The organism is Thermoactinomyces sp. DSM 45891, assembly GCF_900119485.1.
GTDB lineage: Bacteria > Bacillota > Bacilli > Thermoactinomycetales > Thermoactinomycetaceae > Baia.
This window is the reverse complement of record NZ_FPJZ01000029.1, coordinates 1-16228: the sequence shown is the minus strand read 5'-3', so window position 1 is coordinate 16228 and position 16228 is coordinate 1. Positions and strand designations below refer to the sequence as shown.

Genomic DNA, 16228 nt, shown 5'->3' with positions numbered 1-16228 from the left:
CTGGCGTTTAACTCACGGTATGTAAGCTGTTCCTTTTCATAGACAACGGCAATCGCATCCGGATGTAACATAACTTGTTGCTCAAACAACTCATGGATCGTACTCTCTCGTGGAATCACCGTTTGGATACGATTCCAATCCTCTAATAGCTGTGTCTGCTCCGATTCCAGTACCAAGCCCAGTTGTGACAGTGGGGTATCTAAATGATGACCTAGCTGACTCAACCAGCGTTCGAAGTGCTTCGCCATTCTCTCGATCGTAGATGAATCGAATAGATCGGTATTATATTCGAAGGAGACCAATAGTCCTTCTTCCTGTTCAGCCATGAACACACTCAAATCAAACTTGGCAATCGAAGCATGGCTCTCTATCATTTCCAATTTTCTATCAGACAGCGCTGGCAGTTCTGACTTGGTATTTAGCAAACTAAACATCGTTTGGAAGATAGGAGAATAACTGGTGCTTCGTTCAGGTTGTATCGCATCTACTACTTTTTCAAAAGGGGTATCTTGATACTCCAATGCCTTTAGTGACTTCTCTCGAATCTGAGACAACAGTTCTCGGAACGTTGGCTCCTCACTCAAATCGGCACGATAGACTAGCGTGTTGACAAAGAATCCGATCAACCCTTCTATCTCCTTATGATTTCGGTTCGCAATCGGACTCCCTACCAAAATATCATCTTGGCCTGTGTAGCGAGAGAGAAATCCTTGGTACGCTGCCAGTAAGGCCATAAATAATGTAGCCCCTTCTTGCTGGCTTATTTCTTTTATTCTCTCCAAAAGTCCCTTTGGCAAGAGTATGGAATGAGTCGCTCCGTGATTGGTTTGTACCACAGGACGTGGGCGATCCATCGGCAAGGTTAGGACTGGCAATTCACCCGATAACTCTATTTGCCAGTAGGCTAGTTGTTGATCCAACTCCTCTTCGGTCAACCATTCCCTTTGCCACTGAGCAAAGTCGGCATATTGAACCGGTAATGGTGCGAGTTCTGCTGGTTTTCCACCAACGGCTTCCTCATAGAAAGCGATCCATTCTTGAAGCAAGATATCCATCGACCAGCCATCTGAGATAATATGATGCATGGTACAAAGAAGCATCCATTCATCATCTGCGATTTGCACGATTTTCCCACGAATCAACGGACCTTGTCCTAAGTTAAACGGTGCTTCCACTTCGTTTTGAATCCATTGTTCCCTATTTCTTTCCCGCTCTTCTGGAGAAACGTTGGTTAGATCCATCATTGATAGAGACTGGAACTCATAGGATTGAATCTGCTGGATAGGATGGCCATCCACATCACGGAATACGGTCCGCAAGGATTCATGACGTTCGATCAATCGATTCCAAGCTACTTCCAATGCCTCCGGTTCCCATTTCCCAGTCAAACGGCACGCCATGGGGATGTTATATAGAGCGCTATTCGGCGTAAATTGATCGATAAACCACAAGCGTTGTTGAGCATACGAAAGTGGGATGAGTTCTCCCCGCTCTATCGCTAGAAGGGACGGAAGCTCTTGCACTTTATCCTCTTTTTGCAACTGATCGAGTCGCTTGGCCAGTGCTACTAACGTTGGATACTCAAACAATTCTCGCACAGGCAATTGAATTTGGAGAGCTTCTTGTATACGTGAAACTACTTGAGTTGCGAGTAAAGAATGTCCACCGCGCTCGAAGAAAGAGTCATACACACTTACTTCCTCTAATCCTAACACTTGATTCCACACAGAAGCGATCAGTTCTTCTGATGGTGTTCGTGGGTATACGATCTCTTCTGTAGAATGTTTATCAGGAGCCGGAAGTGCTCTCAAGTCAAGTTTGCCATTTGGTGTAAGAGGTAAGGATTCCATCTCCACAAAGTGTGCTGGAACCATGTAATTGGGCAAATGGATTTGCAGATACTCTCTCCACTGCGAAACGCTTCCCTCGCCAACCACATATGCAACTAATCGCTTATCGCCTGGCTGATCCTCTCTTACGAGCACCACAGCCTCTTTTACAGACGGATGACCTTGCAGTGTCGCTTCTACTTCGCCTAACTCAATCCGGAAACCACGAATTTTTACTTGGTCGTCCATCCGGCCATGGAATTGGAGCTCGCCATTCGCAAGATAGCTTGCCTTATCACCTGTATAGTAGAGACGCTCTCCTTCTTTAAATGGATGCGGAATAAATTTTTCCTCTGTCAATTCCGGACGATTGGCATAGCCACGGGCCAAGCTCTTTCCTCCAAGGTAGAGATCTCCAATTACTCCTACTGGAACTGGCTGAAGATGGCTATCCAACACATAGATTTCCGTGTTCGCAATCGGACGGCCGATCGTTGGGGTACCTATTGTCAGCCCTGCCGGTACATAGCAATCTGTCGAAACAACCGTATTTTCAGATGGGCCATACTGATTAATGACCGCAAACGGAATTTGTTTCGTTGGAAACTGTGTTAACTGATCGCCTCCTGTAATGATAAAGCGGAGATCCGTTTTTTCTGGCCAATAACATTTCAAAAGTCTTTCCAAAATCGGTGTTGGTGCAAAACTAGCTGTGATGCGCGAATCGATTATCCAGTCCCTTAGTGCTTCAGGATTCACTCGCAGTTCTTCTGTTGTTAAATAGAGTGCCGCACCTGCTGTCAGATAAGGCCATATCTCCTGAACAGCTGAATCGAAGGCGATCCCTGCAATCTGGGTAGAGCGATCCTCACCCGTAATGTGATACGCCTCTTGATGCCAGTAAACCATGTTCATTAATGAGCGATATTCAACCATGACACCCTTTGGTTTCCCAGTGGAGCCCGAAGTATAGACGATGTAAGCTAAGTTTTCAGGCTTTACATCGCGCTCTGGTGCTATCATACTCTCATCGGTCAATTCTTCGAATAATACCGTTTCAACCTGTTCGGACAAGCTTTCTTGACCCGCTGTTGTCACCACAATTTGAATTCCTGCATCCTCAATCATGTATCGCAAGCGTGATTTTGGGTACAACGGATCTAGAACGACATAAGCCCCGCCTGCTTTTAAGATGCCGACTAAACTTGCCATAAGCTCAGCCGATCTTGGGAGATAAACACCCACAACCGATTCCGGAGCAACGCCTTTTCGTTGCAAAACATGGGCCAACTGATTGGCTCGCGCATCCAGTTCACCGTAAGTCCACTCTCTTTCCTGATCCACCACCGCAATCGCATCAGGACGCATAGCTACTTGTGCTTCGATTTCGTCACAAATGAGACCTTCTTGCAACATTTCCATCTCAGTATCATTCCACGTATTTAATAGCAATTCACGTTCTGATTCCGATAGCATACTTAAGCTATGGAGTGGCTTTTGTGGCTGGTGCGAAACTTCGTATAACCAGTTCTCAAAATGTCCTGCCATTCGTTCAATCGTCGTCAAATCAAATAAATCTGTGTTGTATTCAAAGGAAAGGCTTAATCCTGCCTCCGTCTCGGTAGCCATCAAGCTCAAGTCAAATTTAGCGATTGGATTATCGCTCTCGACCATCTCAATGCTTCTTCCAGACAGCGCCGGAAACTCTTGTTTCATATTTTGTAAGATGAACATCGTTTGGAAGATTGGAGAGTGACTGGTACTCCGCTCCGGTTGCAGTGCTTCTACTACTTTTTCAAATGGAATATCTTGATATTCATACGCTTTCAATGCCTTTTGACGCACTTGAGACAAGAGACCTTGGAAGGTTGGTGTACCACTCAGATTTGCTCGATAAACCAATGTATTGACGAAGAAACCGATTAATCCTTCAATCCCTCTGTGATTCCGATTCGCAATAGGGCTACCCACCACGATATCTTCTTGGCCTGTATAGCGAGAGAGAAAACTTTGATACCCAGCCAATAAGGTCATGAAAAGCGTTGATCCTTCTTTGCGGCTTAGTTCGTTTAGCTTGTCCAGTAACGAATATGGCAACACAACTGTATGGGTCGATCCGTGATGTGTTTGCATCGCAGGACGAGGGCGATCCATCGGCAGTTGTAGGACTGGAAGCTCTCCAGAAAGCTCTCTCTTCCAATATTGGACCTGTTGTTCCAGCACTTCTTCCTTCAACCAGCTCTTTTGCCACTCTGCAAAATCGGCATATTGGATCGATAACGGTTCTAGTTTTGCAACATTACCATCTGTGGCTTCTTCATAGAAAGCCATCCATTCTTCCAATAAAACGCCCATCGACCAACCATCCGAAACAATATGATGTAGCGTGCAGAGTAAAACCCATTCCTCTTCTCCTATTTGCAAGATCGCTGACCGAATAAGTGGACCTTCCGCTAGGTCAAACGGCACTTTTGTTTCTTTCTGAATCAAATATTTCACTTCTGCTTCTCGCTCTTCTAGAGAAAGCTTCGTTAAATCGATGTATGAAAGAGGCCGAAATGCATATGGTTGAATCTGCTGTACCGGATGACCTTCCACTTCACGGAAAACAGTCCGGAGGGATTCGTGACGCTCAATCAGCCTATTCCATCCCGTCTCCAATGCTTCAGGCATCCAATTCCCAGTAAGACGGCATACCATCGGGATATTGTATAGGGCACTATTTGGTGTAAATTGGTCGATAAACCATAGGCGTTGTTGCGCGTAGGAAAGCGGGATCGCTTCGCCACGCCCCGTTGGCATGAGTGGTGGAATCTCGCTTTTTTTGTCCCCTTGGCGTAACTGATTTAGTCGATTCGCCAGAGTCTCTACCGTTGAATATTCAAACAGTTCTCGTACTGGTAGCTCAATTTGGAAAGCTTCTTGTAAGCGTGAAACTACTTGGGTGGCAAGAAGTGAGTGACCACCACGTTCGAAGAATGAATCATGAATACTAATTCCTTCTACCCCTAGCACTTGACTCCAAACCGATGCAACCAGCTCTTCCGCTGGCGTTCGCGGTAGGACCCTATCTTCGCTCACAGATTTCCCGACTGGTTTTGGTAACGCCTTGCGATCAATCTTGCCGTTTGGAGTAAGTGGCATCTCGTCCATCTCTACAAAATGTGTGGGGACCATGTAATTTGGTAGTTGCGACTTAAGATGATCGCGCCATTCTCCAATGCTTCCTTCACCTACCACATAAGCGACCAAACGTTTATCCCCTGGTTGATCTTCTCTCACCAATACAAGAGCTTCTTTCACAGTTAGATGATCGTGCAAGACCGCTTCGATCTCACCTAACTCAATCCGGAAACCCCTAATCTTTACTTGATTATCAATTCTTCCAATATACTCCACGTTGCGATCAGCCAGATACCTTACTAGGTCGCCTGTCCGATAAAGCCTTTCGCCTTCCTTAAACGGATGTGGAATAAATCGTTCAACCGTTAGTTCCGGACGATTGAAGTATCCACGCGCCAAACCTACTCCCCCGAGATACAACTCTCCAGCCACACCAATCGGCACTACCTGCTGATTTTGGTCTAGCACATATAATTCAGTGTTATCAATCGGACGACCAATCGGGATCAGCGTCGGCTCTTTTGCTAAATCACAATCATAATAGGTAACATCCACTGTCGCTTCAGTAGGACCATACAAGTTAATCAACTTTGTTTGCTGAGGATCATAAAACTCTTCCTTAAATCGGCGAGCTTGCTCGGTCTGTAACGCTTCCCCACTCGTGAAAACCTGTTGCAGGGATGATACGTTCTTCATTGCTTGGGATCTCTCCATATAATCTAAGAACATAGATAACATTGATGGAACAAAGTGCATTGTCGTCACACGATGTCGCTCGATAAACTCCTCAATCATAGCAGGATCTTTCTCACCACCCGGAGGAAGTAAACTAACACGCGCTCCAGCCAATGACCACCAGAATAATTCCCAAACAGAAACATCAAACGAGAATGGCGTTTTTTGCAGAATCGTATCTTGTGTCGATAATGGATAGCTTTTTTGCATCCACTGTAACCGGTTGATTACCGAGTGATGCTCAATCATAACTCCCTTTGGATTTCCTGTTGAGCCTGAAGTGTAGATAATATAAGCCACATTGTTTGCAGTCACTCCACTTACAGGCGACAAACAGCTTTCTTTGGCAATGGCTTCTTGATCTCGATCTAGACAAATCGCTTGGATGCCTTCAGGTAGCCAGCCCATGAGCGCTTCCTTGGTTAGAAGAACCTCAATCTGCGAATTCTCTAAAATGTACTTCAAGCGATTTTCCGGATAACCTGGATCCAGAGGAACATACGCCCCGCCTGCTTTGAGAACTCCGAATAGGCCAATGATCATCTCGGGTGAACGCTCCACACAGATTCCAACCAATGACTCAGGTCCAATACCCCGCTTCTGTAAATAATGCGCCAATTGGTTCGCTTTCTCATTTAGCTCTTGATAGGTTAATTGCCCCTCCTCATACACAACAGCCACTGCTTCGGGTGTACGAGCAACCTGCTTCTCAAACAACTCATGAATCGTACTCTCATGATCATACGCAACATCCGTATCGTTCCACTCTTCCAACAACAGCTTTTGCTCGGTGTCGGATAGCATGGCCAGCTTGGTAAACGATTCATCCGGATGCCTAGCAATTTCGCTAAGCCAGTTTTCAAAATGTCCTGCCAAGCGGGTAATCGTACTAGGGTCAAATAGATCGGTATTATATTCAAAAGAGATAAATAAACCTTCTTCTACCTCATAAGCAGTTAAACTCAAATCGAATTTCGCGATAGATAGACTACTTTCGATCATTTCTATACTTCTTCCAGACAGCTCGATTCGTTCTGGTTTCGTATTTTGTAGGGTTAGCATCGTCTGAAAAATCGGCGAATGACTCGTACTCCGTTCTGGTTGCAGTGCTTCTACCACCTTTTCAAACGGAACATCTTGATGATCATATGCTTTAAGCGCCTTGCTCTTCACTTGAGACAAAACTTCTCGGAATGTAGGGGTTCCGCTCAAATCCACTCGATAGACCAACGTATTGACAAAAAAGCCGATTACCCCCTCGACTCCCTTATGGTTCCGATTCGCAATCGGACTCCCTACGAGAACATCTTCTTGCCCCGTATAGCGAGCAAGAAAACTTTGATAGGCAGCCATTAAAGTCATAAACAACGTTGATCCTTCTTGCCTGCTTATTTCCTTTAATGACTCAAGCTTTGTATGAGGCAGGATCACACGATACGTAGCCCCATCATACGTCTGCATAGCTTGTCGTGGTCGATCCATCGGTAGTTGTAGGATTGGGAGCTCACCAGCTAGCTCTTCCTGCCAATACGTAAGCTGTCTATCTAATACCTCACCTTGTAACCATTGCTTTTGCCATTTCGCATAATCTGCGTATTGAATCGACAGTGGGCTTAGTCCAGTTGGATATCCGTTCGTCTCCTCTTCATAAAAGGCGAGCCATTCTTGAATCAGTATGCCGATGGACCACGCATCCGAAATAATATGATGCATAGTACATAGCAATAGCCATTCCTCTTTCTCCACTTGAACCAGTAGATTCCGAAGCAAAGGCCCGTTCACTAAATCAAACGGTTCCTTTGCTTCGCTAGCAATCAAACTCTCTAACTCTCTTTCCTTCTCTTCCAATGCGAGTTTAGAATAATCCGCTACCGATAGTTTTTGAGGAACAAACTCCACGATATGCTGTACTGGCTGTTCTTCGACTTCCTTAAAAACCGTACGAAGGGAATCATGACGCTCCATGAGTCGATTGAACCCCTTCTCCAGTGCCTCAGGTACCCAATTTCCCCTTAGGCGCCAAACGGTTGGGATATTATATAGAGAGCTATTTGGGTTAAACCGATCCATAAACCACAAGCGTTGTTGTGCATAGGACAACGGAAGCGATTCCTTTTTCTCCTTTTTCTGTATCTGCTTCTGAAGCCATGCTCTTTTCTCAGGAGAAAGCGAACTGAACTTCGCCATTAGATCACTTCTCATTTTTTTACACCTTCCCCGACTAAGCTACTTTCAAATAAATCGTTCGTTTCTTCTTCCGATAATTCTTCCAACTGCTTAAGCAGCTCAAGTAATTCTTCATCATGACTGGCTTCTTCTTGTTGAATATAGTCTTGCAAACTAAAATTCTCTCCACTATTACTCTGCGCATGCTCTCGACTAGCACATAACTGGTCAATTCGTTCTGCCAATTCCTGCACGGTTGTATACGTAAATAAATCATGCAGGGGTAGATCGATGCTAAAGGCCTCTTTTAGGTTCGAAACCGCTTGTGTAGCAAGTAACGAATGGCCACCGAGTTCAAAGAACGAATCATGAATACTGATATGTTCCATTCCTAAAACTTGATTCCATATGGAGACAATCACTTCTTCCGTCTCCGTACGAGGGGCAACATAACCTGCCTCTGCTTCCTTGCGATCTGGTACAGGTAAAGCTTTTCGATCAATCTTTCCATTTGGCGTAAGGGGGAACACTTCTAGTTCAACGAAATGGGCTGGAACCATATAATTTGGCAAACGGGTCTTGAGATACTCTCGCCACTCTTGAACCTTCCCTTCACCTACTACATAAGCAACCAAACGTTGATCGCCTGGCTGATCTTCACGTACCATCACCAGTACTTCCCTAATAGATAGATGGCTTTCCAGTGTAGCTTCGATCTCTCCTAGCTCAATCCGGAACCCACGAACTTTCACTTGGTGATCAATCCGGCCGAGATACTCCAAATTCCCATCTGGTAGATATCTCACTAGGTCTCCCGTTCGGTACACGCGTTTCCCTTCTTGAAACGGATGCAGAATAAACCGCTCATCGGTTAAGTCAGGACGGTTTACGTACCCACGTGCCAATCCAGCTCCGCCTAGATACAACTCTCCCACTACACCAATCGGAACCATTTGCCCACCTCTACTCAGCACATACGCTTCCGTGCCCTCAATAGGTCTACCAATCGGTGGTACCAGGTGATTATTGCCCTTTTCTAGCTTCATATAGGTCGAATAAGTCGTATCTTCAGACGGACCGTATAAATTGTACACCTTCTCAATCGAGCTTCCTTCATACAAGTCCTTCACGAGTGACTGCGGCAACGGCTCTCCTGCCAGATTGACCACTTTTACCGAAGAAGGAATCATCTTAGCTCGAACCAATTCCTTCGCAGCCGATGGTACTGTATTAATTAATGTCACATCTTGCGCAGACAGTTTGTCCAGATGAAGAGCATTTTCTGCCACAATTACCTTTCCACCGATCGTCAATGGAACAAATAACTCAAAAACGGATAGATCGAAAGAGAGAGAAGTAGAAGCCAGCACACCCGTTAATTCTTGCACTGAGTAGGTTTGATGTGCCCAATGAATCATCGCAAGCGTACTCCGATGCTCGATCATCACACCCTTGGGATTACCCGTCGATCCAGAGGTATAGATGACATAAGCTAAGTGATTACCCGCATCTTCACGCGTACAGGATGTTATGATTTCTTGTGCGATCATCGCTTGATCTCGATCGATACAAATGATATCAACCGATTCAGACAACATCATTTTTTGTTGCAACCGTTCTTCGGTTACCAATACCTCGATACGAGCATCCGCCAATATATACCGTAGTCGACTCTCCGGATACGAAGGATCAATCGGAACATATGCCCCGCCTGCTTTCATAATGCCTAAGAGACCCACAACCATCTCAGATGAACGTGAAACACTAATCCCGACTAACGACTCACATCCCACACCTTTCTTCTGAAGATAATGCGCCAGCTGATTAGAGCGCTCGTTTAATTCTCGGTACGTTAACGTTGCTTCTTCGCAGACCACTGCGATAGCTTCCGGCGTTTTCGTCACTTGTTCTTCAAACCATGTGTAAATCGTACCGGCACTTAGACCTTCGACACTTGTATCGTTCCATTCCACAAGTAGCCGCTTATGTTCTGCTTTTGATAACATATTTAGCTCAGAAAGCAACTTTTTCGGTTGCGCTACAATTTCAATCAACCACTGCTTAAAATGACCCACCATTCGTTCAATCGTTGTCGCATCAAATAAGTCCGTATTATATTCAAAAGTGAACTGTAATCCTTCGTCCGTCTCCGATGCAAACAGACTCAAGTCAAATTTAGCCACTGAATTATGACTTTCTATCAACTCCATGCTTCTATCAGGCCACTGAGGAAACTTTTGCTTCGTATTTTGTAAGGTAAACATCGTCTGGAAAATCGGCGAATGACTGGTGTTTCGGTCCGGCTTTACCGCCTCTACCACTTTTTCAAACGGAATATCCTGATACTCGTATGCTTGTAGTGCCTTTTGACGTACCTGCGACAATAGCTCTTGAAACGTCGGATTTCCACTGAGATCCGCTCGATAAACTAACGTATTAGCAAAGAAGCCAATCAATCCCTCAATCTCTTTCACATTTCGATTCGCAATCGGACTTCCTACCAAGATGTCATCTTGACCCGTATAACGAGAAAGAAAGCTTTGATACGCCGCCATTAAGGTCATAAACAAGGTGGACCCTTCTTGCTGACTTACCTTTTTGAGGCTTTCTAAAACAGAATTCGGCAACATCACAGACTGAACATCACCACGGTGAGTTTGAACAGCAGGTCGTGGACGATCCATCGGTAATTGCAAGACTGGTAACTCACCTGATAATTCTTCTGTCCAATATTGGATATGCTGATCTAGCTCCTCGTCATTCAACCACTCTTGTTGCCATAGAGAAAAATCTGCATATTGCACGGGTAACTTCGTAAGCTCTGCCGGCTTTCCATTTAGCGCTTCTTCATAAAGAGCCATCCATTCTTCGAGCAAGATGCCCATGGACCAACCATCCGAAATAATATGATGCATCGTACAAAGGAGGATCCATTCCTCTTGATCCGTTTTCAAGAGTTGCGTTCGAAGGAGGGGGCCTTGTCCCAAATCAAATGGTTTCTCCGCTTCACTTTGGATTAGGCTCTTGGTCTCTCTTTCTTTCTCTTCCAATGGCAAAGTTGTTAGATCCCTTTGTGGTAGAGTTCTAAAAACATGCTCCTGAATCTGTTGAACAGGCTGACCTTCATACGCTCCAATCAACGTCCGCAATGACTCATGACGTTCGATCAATTGATTCCAGCTCGTCTCCAATGCCCTGAGCGACCATTTCCCTACCAGCCGACATGCCGCATGAATATTGTACATTGAACTATTTGGGGCTAATTGATCCATAAACCATAGGCGCCTCTGTGCATAAGACAGCGGAATTGATTCGCTCCGCTCCATCGGTCCAAGAGGTAAAATCTCTCGCGTCGTATCACCTTTTCGCAACTGATCTACTTTCTTTGCCAATGCTTCCACGGTTTCGTACTTAAAAAGCACACGTAGGGGAACCTTAATCTGGAGCGCTTCTTGCAATCGAGAAGCCACTTGAGTCGCAAGTAGTGAATGTCCACCTCGTTCAAAGAAGGAATCCTGAACACCTACATTTTCAATCCCCAACACTTGACTCCAGACAGAGGCAATCAGCGCTTCCGAAGGTGTACGTGGTAAGACGTGACCATTCTCTGTAAGTGATTGTTCCGGTACTGGTAAGGCTTTGCGGTCTGTTTTCCCATTTGGAGTAAGCGGGAAAGATTCCAATTCTACTAGATGGGTTGGAATCATGTGATTCGGCAGCTCTGTCTTCAAATGCTCTCGCCACTGCTGGGTATCCCCATTACTTATCACATACGCGACCAAGCGTTGATCGCCTGGGCGGTCTTCTCTCACTATCACGACAGCCTCTTTAATCGATGGATTCCTTTCCAAAGTCGCTTCAATCTCGCCTAATTCAATCCGAAAACCACGAACTTTTACCTGATGGTCCATTCGACCGATAAATTCCAAGCTACCATCAGCTAGATACCTCACTAGATCCCCAGTTCGATATAGCCTCTCTCCTACATGGAATGGGTGTGGAACAAATCGCTCCGCCGTGAGATCAGGTCGGTTCAAGTAACCGCGTGCTAATCCTGCACCTCCGATATACAACTCACCTGCAATCCCGATCGATTGCAAACGCTCGTTTTCATCGAATACATACAGTTGGGTATTTTGAATCGGATGACCGATCGAAACAAAATCTTGACCAAGCTGACAATCAAATGCATTCACATAAATGGTCGCTTCGGTCGGACCATAAAAATTGGTTAACTTCACTTGCCCATGATCCCAGTACTGTTGAAATCTCCTAACCAACCCGGAGCTAAGCTCTTCTCCGCCAGAAAATACGTGCCGCACAGGGGATAGCTTTCTTTTCAGCTCATGATGATCGCAATAATCTAAGAAAATCGATAGCATAGAAGGAACAAACTGAACTACGGTAACTAGGTGTTGCTCGATCACTTCTGCTATGATTAAAGGATCTTTCTCACCATCTGGAGGAAGGAACGATATCGATGCCCCTACACCTAGGCTCCAAAACAACTCCCACACTGATACATCAAAAGAGATCGGTGTTTTCTGTAAAACAACATCTTCTTCCGTAAGCGGATATTGATTTTGCATCCATTCCAGATAATTAACTACTGAATGATGCTCAATCATCACTCCCTTTGGATTTCCTGTAGACCCGGAAGTATAGATGACATAAGCTAAATCTTTTCCTGTCACGAAGCTTGTGCACGCGGTTACGGCTTCCTGTGCAATGGCTGTTCGATCTTGATCCATACAGATTGTTTTGATTTGTTTAGATACAACTATCTTTTCTAATTTCTCTTGTGTCAGTAACACTTCAATCCCTGCATCTTCAACGATATAGCGTAGTCGACTTTCCGGATACGTAGGATCAAGTGGAACATAAGCCGCTCCCGACTTTAAAATCCCTAGCAACCCAACCATCATATCTAGAGATCTCTCTATATAGATACCGACTAACGAATCTTGACCTACACCGCTCTTCTGCAAATAATGAGCTAACTGATTGGCGCGCTCATTCAACTCCTGATAGGTAAGCCTTTCGCCTTCATGCAAAACCGCAATCGCTTCTGGCGTTCTCTCCACTTGTTGCTCAAATAACGTATGAATCATATGCTCAGATGAATACGCAATTTTCGTATCATTCCATTGATCTAGCAGCTGTGTCTGTTCTTCCATCGTCAAATGTGTAACATCGGACATCATACCATCTGCGCTTTTCGTCATTTGAATCAACGTTTCCGATAAATGACCTTGAATCCGCTGAATGGTTTGATCATCAAAATGATGTCGGTCATACATCAGCTTCAACGTAATTTGTTTCCCTGGCATGGCGATCAATGTCAAAGGATAGTTAGTTTGTTCTGCACTTTGAACATCAAGTAAGCGTAAATCGGCATCTAGTGCTCCTTGGACTGGATAGTTTTCGAAGATATACAAGGTATGAAATAACGCGCTACTCCTCGGCACCTCACTCCATCCTTGAATATCGACTAACGAATTATACTCGTACTGTCTTCGATCCATTTCTTTCATCTGGATCTGACGAAGCCAATCCACTACAGATCCTTCATTCGATAAGCGAATACGGGTAGGCAGTGTATTAATGAATAAACCCACCATTTTCTCCGCTCCTGCTAATTCAGTAGGGCGCCCAGAGCTCGTCACACCAAATACAATATCGCGTTCACCACTATACCGGCTCATCAAGTAAGCCCAAGCTCCCTGTACGAGTGTATTTAAGGTAAGTTGACTCGTTCGTGCCCACTCCTGCAACATTTCAGTCTGTTCTTCAGAGAGCTGGAATACATTTTCTCCGTAGCCTTGTTCTTGACCGTGGTCACTTCGCTCCATGGATAACGGCGTCGGCGCATGAAATCCTTTTAATTCTTTGGTCCAGAATTTCTCTGCTTTCTCCCGATCTTGCTTATTAATCCACTGGATATATCGCTTATACGGTAGAGGTTTGGAGAAATCGGGTTCCTCTCCCTTCATCAACTTGAGATAAACTTCCAATACCTCATTCATGACAAGGGAGACACTCCAACCATCCAACAAAATATGGTGATGGGTCCAAATAATTCTCGTTTCTTCCTCTGCCTCTTTAATTGCCGTGATTCTCATTAATGGTGCTTCGTCTAACGAAAATCCTTGCCTTCGATCTTCAGTCAAAAACTGGCTTCTCCTCTCTTCTCTTTCTTCAGATGAAAGAGAGCTCCAGTCTTCTCGGCGAATCGATAAAGGAAGGCTTTGGTAAACGGCTTGTAGTGGTTGCTCTACTTCCTCCCATACAAATACAGAACGCAAAATTTCATGACGGTTCATAGCTTGTGTCCAAGCTTTTTCGAATATATCTACATCGAATCTGCCGCCTAGTAGAAAGCTTACTTGTACAATGTAGGAAAAAGAGTGATCATCTTCTTGGTCGTATAGGGTGTGGAACAGCATCCCTTTTTGTAGAGGGGATAGTCCGTATATATCGATAATGTCGCCCATGGGTACACCTTCTTTATTGAATTATCTAACTTACTTTTTGCTAAGTTTCAATAACACTTTACTTAAACTTTCTTCTGTTAGAGCCTCTGCATCAGCGAAATCGGATACGGTAAAAGCAGACTCTGTAGTAGGTGACTTGATTAGTAGGCGGAGTTGGTTTAGCATGCTCTCTGCTATGGATTGAATCGTGAATCTGGAAAATTGTTCTCTACTATACCTCCATACGAGATGTAACTTCTCATCTTGCACCATCCCGATCACTTCAATGGGATGTGATGGCTTTGATTGGGGTGCGTGGTCTAAGCTGGTAAACTCTGTATCGTGCATAAATAACGATCCTGAAGAGAATATTTGATCCAGTTGTCCTAGGTAATTAAAGCTGATGGATGGTTTGGATTGTTGATTAAAGAGATGCTTATGTGAGCTTAAGTAACGGTAAATTCCATAATCAACACCGTGATTCGGGATGCGACGTAACTGCTCTTTTACAGCTTTTAATCCCTCGATCGGTGTGGTTGCTCCTTGAAGGTCAAAGTGGACTGGATAGATACTGGTGAACCAACCTACTGTCCGCGTGAGCTCTACATCTTCAATCAATTCTTCTCGCCCATGCCCTTCTAAGTGGACTGAAAGCTTATTATTTTGATCTGTATAGTTGGTACTAGCCAGTACCAAAGCCGTCAATAGGACTTCATTGATTTGTGTTTTATACGTTGCTGGCACCTCTTGTAGCAGTGAATAGGTCTCATCTGTTCCTAAAACGACTGTCACTTGATCCAGTGATGCCTCTGTCGTTTCCGTTACCTGCGACTCCATCGAAATCGTCATTACAGGCTTGGTCAGCTGTTCATGCCAGTAATCCTGCACTTCTTTTGAGATCCCTGACTTGCCATATGTTTGTAGTCGCTCAGACCATTCTTTAAAAGATGTACTTTTCGCTGGTAGTTTGATCTTCCCCCTATTCCCATGTTTCATCTGACTGTATATGTTCTGCAAATCTTCCAGTAAAATTCGCCATGATACGCCATCCACTACTAAATGATGAATCAACCAGAATAATCGATCGTCTTCATCGGGTCCATCGCCAAAGTACACGACTCTCATCAATGGACCTGTATGTAAATCGATGCTAGCTTGAGCGGTATCCATCTCTTCTTGTATCACTTGATTCCACGTTTGTTGATCCGCATCGTTCCGCTTGATTACACGTAGCACAGACTGTTCATCGATCTCTTTATTTCTCTGCTTCCAAGTCCCATCCGATAGCGGTTCATATCGAAAACGTAACGCATCATGATGAGTAAGCAGGTACAGTAAAGCTTTCTCTAGCAACTCCACATCCAACGTCTCTCTGACTCGCAAAAGCATAGACTGATTCCAATGATGTGGATTCGGATGTTCTTGCTCGAAGAACCATTGCTGGATCGGAGTAAGTGGTGCTTCCCCGGTTACAACTCCCTGCTCTGCAACTACGCCATCGACTTTTCCTGCCACTTGTGCTAATTCAAAAATAGTTGGGCTTTCAAACATCTGCTTCGGTGTAAGCTTTAAACCCATTTGACTCGCTCGTGAGATAATCTGAATGCTGAGAATCGAATCTCCCCCGATCTCAAAGAAGTTATCATGGATACCTACTTGTTTGATTCCGAGTACTTGTTTCCAAATGTTAGCTAGCACTTCTTCATTCAAACTACGTGGCGCTACCCATTCCTTCTCAATCTTCTGTCCTTCTGGCATGGGTAGAGCTTTTCGATCTACTTTACCGTTCGTTGTTAGCGGAATTAAATCCATCTTTACAAATCCAGTTGGAATCATGTGACTCGGTAGTTCTGTCTTGAGATAATCTCTCCACGTAGTTACATCCGCGTCCCCTACCACATA

The 16228-nt window shown here is 44.7% G+C and carries 3 protein-coding genes; all 3 read right to left on the bottom strand.

The features are described from left to right. A partial coding sequence (locus tag BT147_RS14390) for a non-ribosomal peptide synthetase (RefSeq protein ID WP_143188025.1) occupies nucleotides 1-7889 on the bottom strand: 7889 nt, incomplete at its 3' end. Further along, complete coding sequence (locus BT147_RS14385; protein ID WP_072336893.1) at nucleotides 7886-14347, bottom strand: non-ribosomal peptide synthetase; 6462 nt, start codon at nucleotides 14345-14347, stop codon at nucleotides 7886-7888. The genes BT147_RS14390 and BT147_RS14385, both read right to left, overlap by 4 nt. A gap of 30 nt (nucleotides 14348-14377) precedes the next feature. Next, a partial coding sequence (locus BT147_RS14380; RefSeq protein WP_286119538.1) for a condensation domain-containing protein occupies nucleotides 14378-16228 on the bottom strand: 1851 nt, incomplete at its 5' end.

What these genes read in the sequence shown, in the direction of transcription:
- BT147_RS14385 (WP_072336893.1), bottom strand. Translation starts at nt 14,347, where the DNA reads ATGGGCGACATTATCGATATATACGGACTATCCCCTCTACAAAAAGGG.